Annotated in this window: 18 protein-coding genes; 11 read left to right on the top strand and 7 right to left on the bottom strand. The window is 45.1% G+C overall.

Annotated features, from left to right (window positions below; translation table 11 throughout):
• Positions 1 to 103 precede the first annotated feature (103 nt).
• From K5620_RS18165 to hrpB, 4 genes are all read right to left on the bottom strand, one after another.
• A complete protein-coding gene (locus K5620_RS18165; RefSeq protein WP_016403593.1) occupies positions 104 to 1,366 on the bottom strand; it encodes an oligosaccharide MFS transporter in 1,263 nt (420 codons plus the stop codon).
• A gap of 511 nt (positions 1,367 to 1,877) precedes the next feature.
• Positions 1,878 to 3,065 carry a patatin-like phospholipase family protein gene (locus K5620_RS18170; protein ID WP_040307607.1) on the bottom strand — a complete coding sequence of 396 codons (1,188 nt, stop codon included), beginning with the start codon at positions 3,063 to 3,065 and terminating at the stop codon, positions 1,878 to 1,880.
• Positions 3,066 to 3,191: 126 nt separating this feature from the next.
• On the bottom strand, positions 3,192 to 3,704 hold the full coding sequence (locus K5620_RS18175) for an outer membrane beta-barrel protein (protein WP_016403590.1): 513 nt from the start codon (positions 3,702 to 3,704) through the stop codon (positions 3,192 to 3,194).
• Between the two features lie 230 nt (positions 3,705 to 3,934).
• Complete coding sequence (hrpB, locus tag K5620_RS18180) at positions 3,935 to 6,406, bottom strand: ATP-dependent helicase HrpB (RefSeq protein WP_016403589.1); 2,472 nt, start codon at positions 6,404 to 6,406, stop codon at positions 3,935 to 3,937.
• A gap of 135 nt (positions 6,407 to 6,541) precedes the next feature.
• Here hrpB and sfsA point away from each other — a divergent pair, with 135 nt between their 5' ends.
• The 11 genes from sfsA (at position 6,542) to K5620_RS18235 (ending at position 15,681) form a co-directional block, all read left to right on the top strand.
• A complete protein-coding gene (gene sfsA / locus K5620_RS18185; protein ID WP_016403588.1) occupies positions 6,542 to 7,243 on the top strand; it encodes a DNA/RNA nuclease SfsA in 702 nt (233 codons plus the stop codon).
• A 331-nt stretch (positions 7,244 to 7,574) separates the two neighbouring features.
• Positions 7,575 to 8,018 (top strand): RNA polymerase-binding protein DksA, encoded by a 444-nt coding sequence (gene dksA / locus K5620_RS18190; protein ID WP_016403587.1) that lies wholly within the window; start codon positions 7,575 to 7,577, stop codon positions 8,016 to 8,018.
• A gap of 71 nt (positions 8,019 to 8,089) precedes the next feature.
• A complete protein-coding gene (gene gluQRS / locus K5620_RS18195; protein ID WP_016403586.1) occupies positions 8,090 to 8,965 on the top strand; it encodes a tRNA glutamyl-Q(34) synthetase GluQRS in 876 nt (291 codons plus the stop codon).
• A gap of 160 nt (positions 8,966 to 9,125) precedes the next feature.
• Positions 9,126 to 10,424, top strand: coding sequence for a polynucleotide adenylyltransferase PcnB (gene pcnB / locus K5620_RS18200; RefSeq protein WP_246612299.1), 1,299 nt, complete (start codon positions 9,126 to 9,128; stop codon positions 10,422 to 10,424).
• Between the two features lie 2 nt (positions 10,425 to 10,426).
• Positions 10,427 to 10,927 carry a 2-amino-4-hydroxy-6-hydroxymethyldihydropteridine diphosphokinase gene (gene folK, locus K5620_RS18205; protein WP_016403584.1) on the top strand — a complete coding sequence of 167 codons (501 nt, stop codon included), beginning with the start codon at positions 10,427 to 10,429 and terminating at the stop codon, positions 10,925 to 10,927.
• 55 nt (positions 10,928 to 10,982) lie between these two features.
• Positions 10,983 to 11,777 carry a 3-methyl-2-oxobutanoate hydroxymethyltransferase gene (gene panB / locus K5620_RS18210; protein ID WP_016403583.1) on the top strand — a complete coding sequence of 265 codons (795 nt, stop codon included), beginning with the start codon at positions 10,983 to 10,985 and terminating at the stop codon, positions 11,775 to 11,777.
• On the top strand, positions 11,777 to 12,625 hold the full coding sequence (panC, locus tag K5620_RS18215) for a pantoate--beta-alanine ligase (RefSeq protein WP_016403582.1): 849 nt from the start codon (positions 11,777 to 11,779) through the stop codon (positions 12,623 to 12,625). The genes panB and panC overlap by 1 nt, the downstream gene beginning before the upstream one ends.
• A gap of 27 nt (positions 12,626 to 12,652) precedes the next feature.
• Positions 12,653 to 13,033: an aspartate 1-decarboxylase gene (gene panD, locus K5620_RS18220; protein ID WP_016403581.1), complete on the top strand. Its 381-nt coding sequence runs from the start codon at positions 12,653 to 12,655 to the stop codon at positions 13,031 to 13,033.
• Positions 13,034 to 13,273: 240 nt separating this feature from the next.
• Complete coding sequence (locus K5620_RS18225; RefSeq protein WP_152785940.1) at positions 13,274 to 13,723, top strand: hypothetical protein; 450 nt, start codon at positions 13,274 to 13,276, stop codon at positions 13,721 to 13,723.
• A gap of 28 nt (positions 13,724 to 13,751) precedes the next feature.
• Positions 13,752 to 14,843, top strand: coding sequence for a methyl-accepting chemotaxis protein (locus K5620_RS18230; RefSeq protein ID WP_016403579.1), 1,092 nt, complete (start codon positions 13,752 to 13,754; stop codon positions 14,841 to 14,843).
• A 1-nt stretch (position 14,844) separates the two neighbouring features.
• On the top strand, positions 14,845 to 15,681 hold the full coding sequence (locus K5620_RS18235; RefSeq protein ID WP_016403578.1) for a nitrate- and nitrite sensing domain-containing protein: 837 nt from the start codon (positions 14,845 to 14,847) through the stop codon (positions 15,679 to 15,681).
• Here K5620_RS18235 and trmB read toward each other — a convergent pair whose 3' ends face one another.
• From trmB to K5620_RS18250, 3 genes are read right to left on the bottom strand one after another with little or no spacing between them, the layout of a single operon-like run.
• Positions 15,682 to 16,347, bottom strand: a complete 666-nt coding sequence (gene trmB, locus K5620_RS18240; RefSeq protein WP_040307605.1) for a tRNA (guanine(46)-N(7))-methyltransferase TrmB — start codon at positions 16,345 to 16,347, stop codon at positions 15,682 to 15,684. It lies immediately after the preceding gene.
• A complete protein-coding gene (locus tag K5620_RS18245) occupies positions 16,344 to 17,117 on the bottom strand; it encodes an ABC transporter permease (RefSeq protein WP_016403576.1) in 774 nt (257 codons plus the stop codon). The genes trmB and K5620_RS18245 overlap by 4 nt, the downstream gene beginning before the upstream one ends.
• Positions 17,114 to 18,031 (bottom strand): ABC transporter ATP-binding protein, encoded by a 918-nt coding sequence (locus K5620_RS18250; RefSeq protein ID WP_016403575.1) that lies wholly within the window; start codon positions 18,029 to 18,031, stop codon positions 17,114 to 17,116. The genes K5620_RS18245 and K5620_RS18250 overlap by 4 nt, the downstream gene beginning before the upstream one ends.
• Position 18,032 lies beyond the last annotated feature (1 nt).

Here is an 18,032-nt window from a genome sequence, read left to right on the forward strand (position 1 = left end):
TTGGCTTCAAGTGAAAATTAAAGGGGAGTGCGCCAGCTAGCAGCTACAAAAAAAGGGCTCAGCAAAAGCTGGCCCCAAACAAGGAGAACAAAAACAGATAGATTTAATTAGCTATAGCGCTATTGGCTGCGGGCGCTTGTGACTTTGTGCTAAGCGTAAACATGGCTAACACCGTGGCAGCGGCGGCAAACAAACCAAAATAGATATAACTCCAAGGGAAGCCATATTGGTCGTACATGCTGCCCATAACCGGTGACGCAATGGCGGTCATTACATTGTTAACTACTTGAAAACCAAACATATAAGTAAAGGAGTTAACTTTTCTGTCGAACTGTTCGGCGGTGTACGCAAATACCGAAATAATGAGCATTGGATTCACAATACCAAATAGCAATTTAGCCACCAGCGCTAAGTAAAAATTCTTCTCGCCTAAGCCAGCGTAACCAATCATTAATAACACCGCAGAAATGCCCGCAGCAGTTAATACTAAACTGCCTTTTGCCCCCACCTTTTTAATGATCAATGGCACCGCCATACTGAAGAAAAACAAAAAGATCGCGGTTATGCCATCCATGCTAGAACTAAATGAAATGCCTTCTTCTTGGGTGGGAAAGAAGCTTATAAAGTAACGAGTAAACTGGGTCATCGACGTCCAAAACACCACTGAGATGGTGCCTGCATAGGTCATAAAGGCCCACATTTTTGGCTGCTTAAGTAAAGCAATCACATCGGCTTTCTGGATCTTCTCTTGGGAAATAACCTCATTATCTAAGCCGTCTAAGTGGCGCACTTTAAGCAGCAAGGTACACAACAGCATGAGTACTGCAGAAACGCTGCACGCGTGGAAAATAAGATCTGGATTAATGTTATACAAAAAGCCAGCTAACACTGCCGACACGCCCCAAGCTGCAATGCCAAAACCATTCACAATGCCAAAGTCACTGGCGTGGCAGCGAGCAAAGCGGTCACTGTAAGAAGCAATCACACCACTTCCTGCCTGAAACAGCATTCCCAAATACACAGAGCCAACCACAATACCAAGTGCAAAGGTTGCGCTGTTTGCCAACAAAGGGCCATAAACATAAATGTAGAACGGCCCAATGGCTAAACTCAGTACTGCAATAAAATAAATTAGGTGCTTTTTAAGCCCTAACTTATCCAATATGTAACCAAAGGCAGGTTTAAACAACACGGCTATGCCGGTTTGCAAACCAAACAACACTCCTATCTGCGAGCCATCAATACCCACGCGATCATTTAGCCAAACTGAAAACAACGATCCAGAGCTTAAAGACCAGAAAAAGTTATAGAAGAAATACATTAGGCAGATTTTAGCCATGGCAACGCGGTTACTATCGGTTTTCATCGAGACTCCATTTGCTTAGTCGCAACACAGTAAATACTGAATGCCGCGGTAAAATTGATGAAGTTGATACTGCCAATGATGTAAATAATCCAAGCATCCATTTACTGCACTTCCCTGCTCTGCAAACCCAACCTCAAGGATTCATTTGTAAATAAATTATTCATATATAAATATACAATCAACTGGCAAACGCTTAATTTATGATCTCTACCCCATCCCATAGGCAATATTGGCTTAATAAGAACTATAAGAGCAATAAAGTGCTCCCAAGGTGAAAGTCAATCCTAGTCAGCGAAGCTTACAAGAGCAGAGTAAAGAGAGGGTGGCACAAGCGCCAGACAACCTTGCCGCAGAATGCAGAGCTAGAAAAACCACTTCATGAGAAAAGCTATGGGATGACCAAGCTAGTTTTGTCTCGGCGCCAGCGAGCTACTGCGTAAAATTAATACGCAGTAGGCATAATACGGCGCGCGTTACACAGTGCGTATTTTTGCTTGGCGATGCGGCAGGTTTATTGAACATGCTGCAAGCTAGGAGGTACATTTTCCCACAAAGAATCGGCTATGGTTTTCTGGTAGCCGTATTGGTACAGGCTGGTCATGTACTCTTTGGTAAAAGCTTCATCACTTATTTTAGAAAAGTCATTATCGATATAGGCAAGCCTAAAGCTCATTTGATTGTGTTGAGCAAAGTGATAAATATGCTCTACATCGCCAATTCCTTGATTGCGGATGATAGTTGAAATGGAACGTAAACCGATATCTGTAAGGTTATTATTGGTGACTTGATAATGTGGTTTTAACAAGCCATTGCGAATGACAAAGACATGCTGAGGATTACGTTCAAAGGGTAGGTTATAGTAAGCCCATTGAGGCACCAAAAACACTTGCCGAGATACGCCACCGTCTACGTGTAATTCTTCAAAGCGCTGCTGCCCATCATCAATAACAATGCTTTTTGCTGGAAATGCACCAGGTACAGAACTACTTGCAATAATGATATTTTGAATCAGTGTGATGGCCTCGTCACTGCCTACTTGAGCAATCTTTCCCACATCCCACAAAGACATTTTTTCGTTATCCAGGTTAGTTGTTCCAATAACTAATAAACGTCCTTTAGCCCGTTGCTCTGCTAACTGCTTAACAATGTCGGCATCAATGTAACTTCGTACTTGATCCTCAAAGCCTGCAGTATCAAGTACCGCTTCCCCACGCAGTAAGCTCCAAATGCTTTTAACCTGAAATAAACTGCTCATTGGCGTTTCGGTATAATAATTTTTTAGGGTTGAATCATAGTCACTGCCCAAATACGCAAAAACTGAGACAATCGCGCCGGTTGATACCCCAGTCACCAAGTCAAACTCTGGCCTATCACCGTTAGCCGTCCAAGCGTTTAATACACCAGCCGAAAAGGCACCATTTACTCCACCTCCCGACAACGCCAAGTGGTAAATGTCACTTCCCACACCGTTGTTTCGCGCTCGACTGTCGAGGATGCTTTGATACTCTTGCTCAATATTATGCTCAGTAATTTCGGTGCTTTCGCCATCCCAATACCGCAGCCCAGCGGTGGCTAATGGATACATTAACTCAGATTCTTGAGCAGCATTTCTCTCTGGTGAACTGCAGCCAACGACCATAAATAGCAGTAAAGCTAAGCAAAACCTTGAACGTATTGAAATAAGCGGGAGCGTAGACAAAGAAAAGCACTCCAATTGAAGTAAATGAATAGAATAATCGTAACAGAAAGCAAGACAAATAAATTTAGTTATTACTGTAAATAAGAGCTAGGGCTAACATCCATGCTCAGCCCAAACTGAGCAAAATTAGAAACGGTAATCTACCGACATATAAACTTGCTGCGTATCGTTTATTTTAACTCCGTGCGATTGATAATCTTGGTCTAAGTAACGGTAAGCAAGTTCTGCACTCCAGTTACTATTGATGCGATACATCATGCCAGCTTGTCCGCCCCATACAAATTCTGTGGAGCTTTGATTATTAATTTCGCTGTCTGCCGCACCAATAGAAGCACCAGCAAATACGCTAAATTTCTCACTAACCGGGTGGATGTAATCGTAAGATGCTAAAAAGGTATTTTGACTTAATTCATCCATGTAAGCATAAGTGCCCATCACACGGTGATTTTCGTTAATGATGGCACCACCACGTAACTGAAACGTTGCGTCATCATCTCCGCCAGTATATTCACCTTTGATATTGTCAGCTTGATAACCAACACCACCACCAACAAACCAATCTACATCTGCATTGGCTGCGTGAGCGCCTACAGAAACTGAAGAAATAATTAGTGCGCTCAGTATAGTCTTTTTATTCATAGTATGTATTCTCGCCATTTGTAAAGAATCATCATTGGTTAACTCTATTAGATAACCAAACCGTATTAAGAAGTAACTCGTCCTTAATTACGCGTTAAGCAGCTCGCTGTTGATTGGCGACTGCCGGCACATAATACCGATACAAATTGTTTGGATATAGCATCGCCAACATCACAAACTGTCACGAATAACATTACAATATGGTGGTTATAAAATGCTGAAGGTTTTACTTACTTGGATAAATTAAGCTGACGTTTAGTTTTATGAGTGGCTTGCGCACTAACCGGATCATCAGGCCAAGGGTGCTTAGGGTAGCGCCCTTTCATCTCTTTTTTAACTTCCACATAGGCAGACAGCCAAAAGCTGGCTAAATCTTGAGTAAGCTGCAAGGGTTTGCCGCCAGGAGAGAGCAACTCTAGGGTAATAGCAACTTTATTGCCTAGCTGCGGAGACTGCGGTTGGCCAAACATCTCCTGCAGTTTAATAGCCACAACCGGAGCTTGCCCTAGCTGGTAACGAATGGCCGCACGATTACCGGAAGGTGCTAAATAGTGGCTAGGCACTAAACTTTCGATTTGTTGCTGTTGCTGCCAATCTAGCCGCGACTTTAAGGCCGCCAACCAATCGATATTTTTAAGCTGCTGCCATGTTCTGCAACTCGCCAAGTGCATAGCTAGCCATTGCTCTGCATCCTCTAACAGCGCTTCTTCGCTAAAATCTGCCATCGCCAGTTCACTAAACCACTGTTGAGCACAACGTACCCGCTCAAGCCAAGCGTTGGCCTTATCGCCAACTGGCAACCAAGCAAAGCCTTTAACTCGAATCTGCTTAAGCCAAGCACTTACCACTTGTTCTGCTTCAAGCTGCTCAGCTGCTTTGGCACTTAATACCAACTCACCTAAGCATTGCTGTTTTTCGGCGACGATTCGTTTAGCAGAGTCGGACCACTGGCAATGTAACCTGCTAGTAAAGCGCTCTGCTTGTAAGGCTTTTAGTTGCGGTAAATCTAGCTGGCAAGCCAGCGCAACTTTGCCTTGGTTTCGTCCCTCTGGCCAATATAGATCGCACACCACTAAGGCATCGCTTTTACTCAATTGATGTTGCTGCTCGTCAAGCGCTAAACCAAAACCACCACTGCAGGTATAATTGCGCCCTTGGCGCTTTAAGGCGATTCTGTCGGGAAACGCTTGGGCCAACAACAAGCCATCCCAATGCTCCGCTACGCCCCCAGTCGCTTTAACCTTAAAGCGCTGCGCCAGTTGTTTTAATTGTTGCTGATATTGCTGCTTAGCCAGGCCTTTTAAGGCTGTAAATGCTTGGCTAAGTTGATCACTTTGATGTGAGTTATTGCTATCTAGCAAAGCGGCTAACTCACAAGCTCGCCACAACAATCCTTCAACATGGTGTTGCTGCTGCCATTGCTGAGCTTGATCTAACATGGCTAACATTCGTGGCCCAACACCACTGCTATTTAGTTGCTCCGCTCGATCACTTAAACGCCCATCCTTTAGTAAGGCTAAGTCACTCAACAATTGCCTGGCTTGTCCAAGGTGAGCGCTAGGTGGCATGTCTAGCCATTGCAATTCACTGGCGTCGGCTCCCCAATGTAGGAGTTCAATCACCAAACGACTTAACTCACTGCGAGTGATCTCTGGGCTAGCAGCAAAGGGGCGATGATTTAACTGCTCTTCGCTGTAGGCGCGATAACAATGACCAGCTTGTAAGCGCCCTGCTCGCCCTGCTCGCTGTATCGCAGATGCCTTGCAAATCATTTTGGTTTGTAAGCGCGTGGTTCCACTATTGGCGTGATAACTTGCTTGGCGCTCTAAACCGCTGTCTACCACACAACTAATGCCATCAATGGTTAAACTGGTTTCGGCAATATTGGTGGCCAATACGATTTTATGTTTGCCGTCTTGCGTCGGACTAATAGCCGCTTGTTGCTCGGCTAAACTTAACTTGCCGTAAAGGCTATGTAACTGATACTCGGCCGACAATAATGGCCGCAAGTGCTGCTCAACTTGGCGAATTTCAGCGTTACCCGGCAAAAACGCTAACACGCTGCCAGATTGCTCGGTCATGGCTTTTGCCACTAACTGAGCAAACCGCTCGCTCCATTGCCAATCTCGCTTAATGGAGTGATAGCTATAAGTGATGGAAAAACTGCGACCTTGGCTTTCGAGTATCTGCGCCTCGGGCAATAGCTTGCTCAAGGCTTCACTTTCAAGCGTAGCCGACATAACCATTAGCTTTAACTCTGGGTTAAAAGCCTGCTGCACTTCTAGACTAAGCGCTAAACCTAAATCGGCATGAATGCTGCGCTCGTGAAATTCATCGAAGATCACCATCGCAACGCCATCCAGCTCAGGATCTTGCTGAATCAAGCGGGTTAATATGCCTTCGGTTACCACTAATAATCGGGTCTGAGAAGAATGTCGCTTGTCACCGCGCATTTGGTAGCCAACTCGCTCCCCCACCGATTCGCCCAATTGGCTTGCCAAAAACTCTGCGATATTGCGCGCAGCTAAACGCCGTGGCTCCAGCAAAATAATTTTGCCTTTAAGCTTTGCTTGTTGCAGTAACATTAGCGGTAATGCTGTCGACTTACCGGCCCCCGGTGGAGCGCACACTATAAACTGTTGTTTACTGCTCAAACTCGCCAATAAATCAGGGAATATCTGGGTAACAGGCAATGCGCTCAAAACCGCTCCATTATTGCGAAACACTAAATCCGGCTAGTGTACCCAAAGCGTGAGAGTGACCCAAGTAAACTTATTCTCCAGCTTAGTGCTTAAGTGTTAGCATGCATTCACTATTTACTCGCTTAACAACGCTGTATGTCATTTGAATCACCATTAAAAGCTGCCACCTTAATCAAACGCTACAAACGTTTTCTCGCCGATGTGGTTCTTGAAGACGGCAGTGAAACCACCATTTACTGTGCCAACACAGGCGCTATGACCGGTTGTGCCGAGCCTGGTAACACTGTTTGGTACAGTCAATCAAGCAACCCTAAACGTAAGTACTCACTTAGCTGGGAGCTCAGCCAAACCAAAGACGGTGATACTATTTGTGTGAATACCGCCAAAGCAAACGAGTGGGTTGAACAAGCGATTCAACAAGACATTATTACCGAGCTAAGCGGCTATGCTCAGCTTCGCCGCGAAGTAAAATATGGCAGCGAAAACAGCCGTATCGATTTTTTGCTGGAAGACCCAAAGCGTGAAAAGTGCTACATAGAGGTGAAGTCTTGTACCTTGCTGCAAAACGGTAAAGGCTACTTCCCAGATGCAGTAAGCACCCGCGGTCAAAAGCATTTACGAGAACTAATTGAAATGAAGCAACAAGGTCATCGCGCGATATTGTTGTTTGCCGTATTACACAGCGGAATAAATACTGTTCAAGCTGCTGCTCACATCGACCCAACTTACGCAGAATTACTAGAATTAGCTAAGCAGCAAGGAGTAGAAGTATTGGCATACAAAGCCAAACTAAGCCCTCAGCAATGCACGCTAGATCATGCCGTGCCGGTGTACTAGATCGGTCAGTGCTGTACTGACTTGTACATTAATATTTACATGAAATTGAGCTAAGTTTGACTCATGGCAAACTGGAACATTTTGCAAATAACGGCTAGATGATAGGGATGACGGTGACATTTTTATGACAACATCAGCAAAACATTTACTACTTTAGAGGAGTGGTCAAAAAAACAGCAAACAGTCTAATTTCTTTTACCGAGCTTAGGCAGAATTGGCAAATTCATGGCAATTCATTTGCGGTACGTTAGCCTTTCTGCTATAGATACCCGCCTAATTTACATCCTCGACTGTTTAACGAAAAAAGTCGTACGGAATTTGGGAGAGAAGTATGCCAGACGGCAAAAAGAAAACACTAGGTGTGCTCTCTATCGCAGGGGTTGAACCATATCAAGCTCAGCCTGGCGAAGAGTACATGAACGATGCTCAGTTAGACCACTTCCGAACTATTCTTGAAGCGTGGCGCAACCAACTTCGTGAAGAAGTTGATCGCACTGTAACGCATATGAAAGACGAAGCGGCTAACTTCCCTGATCCAGTTGACCGCGCAGCGCAAGAGGAAGAATTCAGCCTTGAACTTCGTACTCGCGACCGCGAACGCAAGCTGATCAAAAAAATCGAGAAGACCTTACTTAAAATTGAAGATGACTTCGGTTTTTGTGATGCCTGTGGTGTGGAAATCGGCATTCGCCGTTTAGAAGCTAGACCAACAGCTGATCTGTGTATCGATTGCAAAACCTTAGCTGAGATCAAAGAGAAACAACTGGTCGGCTAGTTTTTGTTTAAAGCCAAGGCAGATAAGCTAATCACTCTATCTGCCTAGCTTTATATTGTAAGAATTTTACTATGAGCGCTAAGCCCTACGTAGGCCGTTTTGCCCCTTCCCCTTCAGGCCCCTTGCACTTAGGCTCTTTAGTTGCCGCCGTTGGCAGCTACCTGCAAGCTCGTCATCACCAAGGTCAATGGTTAGTTCGCATTGAAGACATCGATCCGCCGAGAGAACAAGCCGGTGCGAGTAAACTTATCCTGCAACAGCTAGAACAGTTTGGTCTGCATTGGGATGGAGAAGTCTTATATCAAAGCCAGCGTCTAGAAGCATACCAAGATCAAATTAACCGTTGGCTAAACCAAGACAGTGCTTACTTTTGCCAATGTACCCGCAAGCAAATAAAAGCTTCCGGCGGCTACTACCTTGGTACTTGTCGCAATCTACAGTTAACTGGCCAAGATCATGCTGTGCGATTACAAAGCACGCGGGCCATTGAACAATTTGAAGATGTGGCTTACGGCACAGTAAATATTCCAGCTGCCCTGGCCAAAGAAGACTTCATCATAAAACGCCGTGACGGCCTATATGCCTATAATCTAGCAGTGAGTTTAGATGACGCCGAACAAGGTATTACCGAAGTTGTAAGAGGTGCAGATTTAATTCTTACCACCGGTAGGCAGTTGGCCATTTTTGAGCTTTTAGCGAAACCCGCCCCAAATTATTTACATCTTCCTTTAGTGGTTGATGAAAGTGGCAATAAACTCAGTAAGCAAAATCATGCGCCTTCCATTTCGGGCAAGCAAAATCAGCAATTGATGCTGCAAGCCTTAAGATATTTAGGGCAAACGAGCGAAGCCGACTGGCTTGAACTAAGCTGTGAGCAAATACTAATCAAGGCTCTAGCAAATTGGCGGCTTTCTGCGGTACCAAAAATCTCACTAGACAGCCAGTGAATTAGTTGTATTTCTTTGTAAAAAAGCTATATTAGCGCCTTATTTTTCACCATGTAGATAATGCGCGCTCAAGGGGGCACCCATTTTACGCAAACTCGCCAAAGTATATAAGCGGATCATCAAGCCAAATAGCGCTGAGCCAGTAGGCTTGGAGCAACAGGTGATCCCTCGTGCTGAGCACAATATTTCTCGCCAAGACATCAGCGAAAACGCCCTTAAGGTGCTTTATCGCTTACACAAGTCGGGCTACAACGCTTATTTAGTGGGCGGTGGCGTGCGTGACTTATTGCTAGGCAAGCAACCTAAAGACTTTGACATTGCAACCAATGCTACCCCTGAGCAGATTAAAGCCTTATTCCGCAACTGTCGTTTAGTTGGCCGCCGTTTTCGTTTGGCGCACATTTTATTTGGCCGAGAAATCATTGAAGTAGCCACCTTCCGTGGTCATCATGACAGCGCCAATGCCAATACCGAATCTAAACGTAGTGAAGAAGGCATGTTACTGCGCGACAACGTGTACGGCAGCATCGATGAAGATGCAGAGCGTCGTGACTTCACCGTAAATGCGCTGTATTACAACATTGCCGACTTTTCAGTTGTCGACTTTGCGGGTGGTATAAATGATATTGCTGAGCGCCGCTTACAATTAATTGGTGATCCAGAAACGCGCTACCGTGAAGATCCCGTAAGGATGCTTCGAGCCGTACGTTTTGCGGTTAAACTGGACTTTAGCATTGCGCCTGAAAGCTGTGACCCGATTGCACAATATGGTCCCCTGCTGAAAGATATTCCCGCAGCGCGCCTATTTGAAGAATGTTTAAAACTATTCTTAGGCGGTGATGGTAAATCTACCTTCAAAATGCTGGCCGATACTCAGCTGCTTTATCCGCTGTTCCCGCTGTTAAAACCCTTGTTACAACAATGGGATGAAGACGCACCAGAGCTACGTTTTATGCTCATGGCCTTAGCCAGCACCGATAAGCGGGTACGTGGCGACCAAAAAGTAACACCTGCCTTTGTATTTGCAGCACTGCTGTGGCCACTATTGGAAATAAAGAAAGATGAATTACTCATAGAGCTTTCTTTAGGCGAGCATGACGCATCGGCAATGGCGATGAACTGGTTGCTCGACCAACAGTGTAAGAGCGTAGCGATACCAAAACGCTTCACCACTGGCATTCGCGAAATATGGCAGCTACAGGCTCGCCTAGATCGTCGTTTTGGTAAACGTGCTTTCCAAACCTTTGGTCATCCGCGCTTTAGAGCTGCTTTCGACTTTTTAGAGTTGCGTGCTAAAGCCACTCAAGACAAACACCTTAGCGAGTTGGCCCAATGGTGGCAGCAATGGCAACGCAGTAACGAGCAAGGCCGCAATACCATGGTTCGCGAGTTAAATAAAAACTCAGGCCGCAGCAAAAGCCGCCGTCGTCCGCGTAAGCCAAAAAAGACTGACAGTTAATAATGACCACTTGCTTCCTGGCCTTAGGCAGTAATTTAGTCAACCCGCTCCATCAAGCCATCGCAGCTAGGCGTGCTCTAGCTGCCTCGGCTGAACTCGATGTTGTTGCTAGCTCTTCACTGTATCAAAGTCGTCCAATGGGGCCACAAGATCAGCCAGACTATCTGAATGCAGTACTCCAGCTAGAAACTGATTTGGCACCACTCGACTTACTCGACCTTTGCCAAAAGATCGAATTAGAACAAGGTCGCGAACGTAAAGAACAACGTTGGGGCCCCAGGACTCTAGACCTCGATATATTGCTTTATGGCAAACAAATCATCGATACACCACGACTAACCGTGCCGCACTATGGAATGAAGCAGCGAGAGTTTGTATTATTACCGCTCGCTGAAATTGCCAATGATTTATGCTTACCAGACGGAAGTTTGGTGCAACAGTTAGCAGAATCTATCGACAGCAACGGCTTACAAGTTTTTAAATGCCCCCAAGAGTGGGCTTAAAGCTAATATTCACTAACAAATTTGCCTCGTAGTTTGAGGCAAACGGTAACGAACTATGAGCAGATTTACAGTTTCTCACTTACAAAAGTTTAAACAAAACAACGAGAAATTCTCCTGTATCACCGCTTACGATGCCAGCTTTGCTGCATTGTTTGATGAGTTAGGCATGCATATGCTGTTAATTGGGGATTCACTAGGCATGGTGCTGCAAGGTCACAAAGATACCTTGGCAGTAAGCATTGATGATATTGCCTACCATACTCGTTGTGTTGCTCGTGGCACCGAAAAAACTATGATCGTAGCCGACATGCCTTTTATGTCTTATGCCACTCCAGAGCAAACTTACCAAAACGCCGCCAAGCTTATGCAAGCCGGTGCGCAAATGGTAAAAGTAGAAGGTGGAGAATGGTTAAGCCCTACCATTAAAGGCTTGGTTGAGCGCGGCGTTCCAGTATGTGGTCACCTTGGTTTAACGCCTCAATCAGTGCATTTGTTTGGTGGTTATAAAGTTCAAGGCCGCGGCGAGCAACAAGCTCAAGAGATGTTGCAGCATGCTAAGCAACTTGAAGCAGCCGGTGTTCAATTGTTGGTTTTAGAATGCATTCCCACTGAACTCGCTAAACTCATCACGGAAGCCTTAAGCATTCCGGTAATTGGCATTGGCGCAGGTAACGTAACCGATGGCCAAATCCTCGTAATGCATGATGCTTTTGGCATTAGCAAAGGCCATATTCCTAAGTTTTCTAAAAACTTCTTAGCTGAAACCGGCGATATTCGCGGTGCAATTAGTCTCTATTTAGAGCAAGTTGCTTCAGGTGAGTTCCCAGGTGAAGCGCAGAGTTTCAGTTAATGCTTAAAGTTGTAGAACAGCCGAGTGAATTGCGCTCGGCCCTAGATGCCGCACGCCTAAAAGGTCGAAAAATTGGCTTTGTTCCCACCATGGGCAATCTGCATGCTGGCCATATTGCGCTAGTTAATGAAGCCCAAAAAAGCTGCGATGTAGTGGTGGTGTCTATCTTTGTTAATCCGCTGCAATTTAACAACAACAGTGATTTAGCCAACTACCCTCGCACCCTAGAACAAGATATTACAGCGCTAAACCAAGCTGGGGCTGATTTTGTATTTACCCCTAGCGCTGAAGAGCTTTACCCAAATGGTTTGGAAGCAGAGACTAAAGTAACAGTGCCTGTTCTTTCAGACATTTTGGAAGGCGAACTACGCCCTGGTCATTTTGACGGCGTCTCGACTGTGGTTTGTAAGCTGTTTAATCTGGTGCAGCCACATTTGGCAGTATTTGGCGAAAAAGATTATCAGCAGCTCGCGCTTATTCGCAAGATGACGACAGACCTGTTACTGCCGATTGAAATTATTGGCCTTGCTACGGTAAGAGAAGCGAGTGGTTTAGCCATGAGCTCACGCAACAGCCGCTTAAGCGGCGAGCAGCTGCAAACCGCGCCATTATTAGCAAAAGAGATGCGGAACATCGCATCACAGCTAAGCCACAGCAATCAAGCTGAACTTAGCAAAGCAGCCCAACAAACGCTGGAAAACAACGGATTTAAGTGCGACGGTATCGATATCGTAGACGCCGAAAGCCTAAGCCCCCTAACCCCCCAATCTCGCTCTGCTGTTATTCTAATGGCCGCCTTCCTCGGAGAAGTAAGGCTAATAGATAACTGCGTGATTGAACTACACTAATTTCGTCGATTAAAAGAGAGAACGTCAATGCAAACCACTATGCTAAAAGGCAAACTTCACCAAGCACGCGTAACCCATGCAGAGCTCAACTATGAAGGCTCTTGTGCTATCGACCAGGATGTTTTGGATCAAGCAGGTATTCTCGAATACGAGAAAATTGATATCTATAATATTGAGAATGGCGAGCGTTTTTCTACTTACGCAATCTCTGGTGAACGCGGCTCAAAAATCATCTCAGTAAATGGCGCAGCAGCACGTCGCGCAGCCGTGGGCGACCGAGTCATTATTTGTGCTTATGTTGGCATGAGCAACGAAGAAGCTAAGTCTCATAAACCTTCTTTGGTTTACCTAAACGAGAACAACGATATCGTTAGAACCAGCAAAGATATTCCAGTTCAATTAGCTTAGCACCAAAGCTGTGCAGGCTTTAAAATGGCGCACCATCTACGTGCGCCATTTTTGTACCTTTTGTCATAAAACAGCAAATAAATCCTTACATTTAACCTCTCCGCAACATCACTAAAATATCTCTCCAACAATAAAATCAAAACTAGCGATAAGTTTGCCTTATTAAGGACTTACCAAAGCTTTGGTTTGTTTTTTGCTGTAAAGAACTAAAGATTGAAGTTTGTAGCGCAGGGAGCGGTCGTGCTAAGTATTTATCTGGTATTGCTGGTGTTATTTGTCTTAGCATTAATACCTATTCCATCAATAGTATCAAGCCATCGTCGAGCTGATAATCAACAACAGATTGAACATACACAATTGCTACAATCGCTCAATCATATGACAAGAAGGCATTGGCGCATGCAGGCTCAGAAGCTCTCTGACCCGCTGTTTTCGCCTGCTGAGCTAGATGGCACCAAAGAGCAAATTGAAGAAATAATGGTGTTGCTACAAGCTCAAAACAACTACCGCTACTGTGCCAAGGTAGAACAGATTGTTTTACATTGGCAAGCACTTGCCCACTGCCAAAACCTAAGCCAACTTCGCCACTATCATCAGCAAATATTGCAACTCACCCAACTGGCCACCAGCGACTCTTTTAAACAAAATACTCAAAAGGGAACAGTCTTTGCTTTGACTCCTAATAAGTAAATATGCGGATACGTATAAAGGAGTTTAAATGCGTAGTGCAGCCACTATTTTTTATAGCTTTCTGTTTGGTTTTTTAGTGCTTATAGGATTGAGCATTATTGACCTACAACAGCAGCAAAGCCTCGCTAACCTCGCTTTAGTCTGTTTAAGCTTGTGTTTAAGTGGCCTCACCTTAAGTGTGCTCAAACTGTTAATGCAACAAATTGAGCAACCAGACAAGGTACACAGTAAAGGCTTAGCCAGCTACCTATTCCAAGATACCCGTCACCAGCAACTCGAACTGCTAAGAGAACAGCAACGCCGAGTATTAGAACAGCAAGATGCCTTAGACGAAATCAGTCACTGCTCAAAAGAATTGTCATTGCAGGCTCAGTCGGTAGCTTCAGGGGCAGTGCAACAAGCAGATGCTAGCCAAGCATCCGCCAGCGCGGTAGTAGAAATGAGTGAAAGCATTAAAGATGTTGCCGAGCAAGTTAAGCGAGTAGCGGAAGCCAGCTTTGAAGCCAAGCGCTTCTCGGAGTTGGGCCAAGAGGCTGCTTTAGTTGCTCAACAAGGTACCGAAAAAATGGTGGCTAAAGGAGAAGTTAGCCTTGAGAAGGTGACCCAATTACACCAAAAATCGAACACCGTAAGCAGCATTTCAAAAACCATTGAAGAAATAGCTGAACAAACGAACTTATTGGCACTTAACGCCTCCATCGAAGCCGCTCGTGCCGGTGAGCATGGTCGCGGCTTTGCCATTGTGGCCAACGAAGTAAGAAATCTCGCTAACCGCAGTCATCAATCTGCCAACGAAATCAGCGACAGTATGCGTGAAGTACAACGCAACATTAATGAAGTGCTCGAGCACATCACTCAACTAACCACCCAAGCTCAAGAGATTCAAGACACTGTGGATAATTCACGCCAACAACTTAAGCTGATTTACACCAAAAACCAAGAGCTTCAAGCCCAAACAGAAATGATAGCGAGCAACAGTGAACAACAACACGCGGCAACTATCGAGCTTTCTGCTCACATCAACCAAGTAGCAGACTCCGCCCGAGAGAACACCGCCAGTGCCGAGCAAAGCGCCGACATTGCCAAACACCTTAGCGTGTTAAGTCAGCAAGGAGCGTAATATGAATACTAGCGTTATTATTGCCACTAGCGTAATTAGCCTGCTGCTAATATCAGTTGCTATCTCTTGGTTATTAGCCAAGCGCCGTACTCAGCAGCAGTACGCAGGCCTTGCAGCATTAAAGCAGCTAAAGAATTTAGTGGTTTCGCTGCAAAAACATCGCGGCCTAAGTTGTGCCATTCTAAACGGCGACCAACAGCAATCTGCCGCATTAAATGCACAACAAAAGCAAATTGTAAGCGCCCACCTTAGTTTAAGCGAAGACAGCTTTGTATCGCGCCAAGCTCGTTGGGATAGCTTTAATCAACACTGGCCGAGACTACAGCAAAATTGGCCAAGCAATAACTTAGAAAACAATATTGCTCAACACAGTTTGATGATCAAAAACTTGCTGTTTTTGTCTCAAGACCTAGCCAGCTTTTACTGCTTATCTAGCCTAAGTAAGCAACATAAAAACATCGACTTTTTGTGGTTTGAACTGTTGGAAACAGCTGAATCAATTGGTCAAGTAAGGGCGCTAGGCAGCGGTTTGGCAGCCGCCAAACAAAGCAGCAGTGTTGAGCGGATCCGTTTGGCTTTCTTGCACAATAAAATCGCCCAAATTGATTCGCAATCACTCAACCATTTTGCTCACAGCTTTATTCCCAATGACCCAGCTTATCAGCCCTTGTTGGAACAGCTACTTGATACCATAGAGGTTGAGCTGATCAACAAACCTCAGCCGACTATTTCGGTGAATGAGTATTTTCAGCAGGCGAGTAAAGTACTGGAAGGGCTATACCAACTATTTGATGCTGGAATAGCCCATTTAGAAGCGCAGCAGCACGCTAAACATTAGCTAGTCTATGTGGCTACGCAGCTGCCAAAGTTGCTGGCCACTGTTTTGATATTTACGTTCAAAAGCAGTAATTGGTGTATCGGTTTTAAAGCTATTTAGCTGGCTTGAATGGCCAGCTAATTCTAGCGCTACTTGAAACTCTTCCAAGTAAGTTTGCCAGTTACTGCGCAGTTCGAGTTGCCCACCAAGCTTAAGCAAATAAGGGAACACTGCACTGCCGTGCCAACGACGCTGCAAGTGTCGCGACTTTGGCCAAGGATTCGGGTACAAGATGTAATGATGACTAGGCTGCCACCCAGCTTCCACGGCCAAACGCCAAAAATCGTTTAAATCCACTTGCAGTAGCAAGTAGTTTTGCCCAGCTTGGTCAAAATGCGCCTGGTGCTTAGTTAGCCGATGAGCAGATTTATCCATGCCAATCACCAAAGCATCAGGGTGCAATTCAGCCAAGGCAGCAGTGCTCACACCCGTACCACAGCAAGAATCAAACACCAGAGGTCGCGCCGCCGCCTCTACCTGCTTTTCTAACTGCAAAAATGCTTCTAGAGTATGCTGGCGATAAGGCTTTTTGAACTCTTCATCAAGGTGGCGCTGTACCACCTTGTTTAAGTTTTCGTGAATACCTTGCTGGTTAGAGCTAACGCTACGAGAATTGCCTTCCATTATGCTCTCAACCCGTAACCGCGTTTGATCAAGATATACGCCCAGGTATACAAAATGGCGATGAAGCCCAAGATCATGCTAAATGATAAATACAGCGATACATCGGTTATGCCCAAGAAGCCAAATCGAAAGGCGTTAACCATGTAAACAATCGGATTGATTTGCGACACTCCCTGCCAAAACTCAGGCAGTAAACTAATTGAATAGAATACCCCTCCCAAATAAGTAAGCGGCGTCAAGATAAAGGTAGGGATGATGCTAATGTCATCAAAGGTATTGGCGTAAATCGCATTAATAAGCCCACCTAATGCAAACAGTATTGAGGTTAACAACACCGTGAGCATAATCGCGGCAACACTGTGTAACTGCAAAGGAACAAAGAATAGCGATACCATTGTTACAATAAAGCCAACACATAAGCCACGAGCAACACCACCACCAACAAAACCAAAAATGATGATGTAGTTTGGTACCGGCGCGACGAGCAGCTCTTCAATGTTTCGCTGAAACTTACAGCTAAAAAACGAAGATGCCACATTAGAGTATGAGTTGGTAATTACCGACATCATAATCAATCCAGGAACAATAAATTCCATGTAGCTAAAGCCACCCATTTGGCCAATTCGTGAACCAATTAAGTTACCAAAAATAACAAAATACAGGCTCATAGTAATGGCAGGCGGTACCAGGGTTTGTACCCAAATGCGCCCAAACCGAATGATTTCTTTACTTAAAATGCTTTTTAACGCGGTGCCATACAATGCGAGCTTCATGCTTGCCTCCCTTGAGCCACTAAGGTTACAAACAACTCTTCTAAACGATTGGCTTTATTGCGCATGCTATGAACCACCACGCCTGTTTCATCCAGCAAGCGAAACACCGCATTTAAGCCTTGGCTTTTTTCAACATCAACTTCCAAGGTGTGGTCGTCAACTAAGCGTGATTCAAAACCCGCTAGCTCCACTGCTTGTTGGCGGCTTTCGATATCAAAAATAAAAGTTTCTAGGTTTAACTTTGAGAGAAGCTGCTTCATTGAAGTGTTTTCTACCAGCTCACCCTTATCGATAATACCGATATTGCGGCACAGCATTTCAGCTTCTTCTAGATAGTGAGTAGTTAAAATAATGGTTATGCCTTGGCTGTTAAGCTGCTTTAAAAAATCCCACATTGAACGACGTAGCTCTATGTCTACACCGGCGGTAGGCTCATCCAAGATAAGCAACTTTGGCTCATGCATTAAGGCACGCGCAATCATCAATCGGCGCTTCATACCGCCAGATAATTCACGCGCTCGAGCATTGCGCTTTTCCCACAGGTCCAATTGGGCGAGGTACTTTTCTGCGCGCTGCATAGCAAGAGGCCGCGGCACGCCATAGTAACCAGCTTGATTCACCACAATTTGCAACACTGTTTCAAATTGGTTGAAGTTAAACTCTTGGGGAACAAGGCCAACATAAGACTTTGCAGCTTCCAAATCGGTATCAATGTCATGCCCAAAAATCTTAACCGAGCCAGCAGACTTATTTACCAAGGAGGTAATCACCCCAATCGAGGTCGACTTACCTGCTCCATTTGGGCCTAACAACGCAAAGAAATCTCCTTGCTCAACCACTAAATCGAAGCCTTTTACCGCTTGCACCCCACCGGGGTAGGTTTTCTTCAAACCTTGAATCGCTAACGCCTGCATA

It is taken from the genome of Agarivorans albus (genome assembly GCF_019670105.1).
In the GTDB taxonomy this organism is placed as follows: domain Bacteria; phylum Pseudomonadota; class Gammaproteobacteria; order Enterobacterales; family Celerinatantimonadaceae; genus Agarivorans; species Agarivorans albus.

Bases quoted from the DNA above. Each gene is read 5' to 3' on its own strand.
- K5620_RS18165 (WP_016403593.1), bottom strand. From the start codon at position 1,366: ATGAAAACCGATAGTAACCGCGTTGCCATGGCTAAAATCTGCCTAATG.
- K5620_RS18175 (WP_016403590.1), bottom strand. From the start codon at position 3,704: ATGAATAAAAAGACTATACTGAGCGCACTAATTATTTCTTCAGTTTCT.
- sfsA (WP_016403588.1), top strand. From the start codon at position 6,542: ATGTCATTTGAATCACCATTAAAAGCTGCCACCTTAATCAAACGCTAC.
- dksA (WP_016403587.1), top strand. From the start codon at position 7,575: ATGCCAGACGGCAAAAAGAAAACACTAGGTGTGCTCTCTATCGCAGGG.
- gluQRS (WP_016403586.1), top strand. From the start codon at position 8,090: ATGAGCGCTAAGCCCTACGTAGGCCGTTTTGCCCCTTCCCCTTCAGGC.
- folK (WP_016403584.1), top strand. From the start codon at position 10,427: ATGACCACTTGCTTCCTGGCCTTAGGCAGTAATTTAGTCAACCCGCTC.
- panB (WP_016403583.1), top strand. From the start codon at position 10,983: ATGAGCAGATTTACAGTTTCTCACTTACAAAAGTTTAAACAAAACAAC.
- panC (WP_016403582.1), top strand. From the start codon at position 11,777: ATGCTTAAAGTTGTAGAACAGCCGAGTGAATTGCGCTCGGCCCTAGAT.
- panD (WP_016403581.1), top strand. From the start codon at position 12,653: ATGCAAACCACTATGCTAAAAGGCAAACTTCACCAAGCACGCGTAACC.
- K5620_RS18230 (WP_016403579.1), top strand. From the start codon at position 13,752: ATGCGTAGTGCAGCCACTATTTTTTATAGCTTTCTGTTTGGTTTTTTA.
- K5620_RS18235 (WP_016403578.1), top strand. From the start codon at position 14,845: ATGAATACTAGCGTTATTATTGCCACTAGCGTAATTAGCCTGCTGCTA.
- K5620_RS18245 (WP_016403576.1), bottom strand. From the start codon at position 17,117: ATGAAGCTCGCATTGTATGGCACCGCGTTAAAAAGCATTTTAAGTAAA.
- K5620_RS18250 (WP_016403575.1), bottom strand. From the start codon at position 18,031: ATGCAGGCGTTAGCGATTCAAGGTTTGAAGAAAACCTACCCCGGTGGG.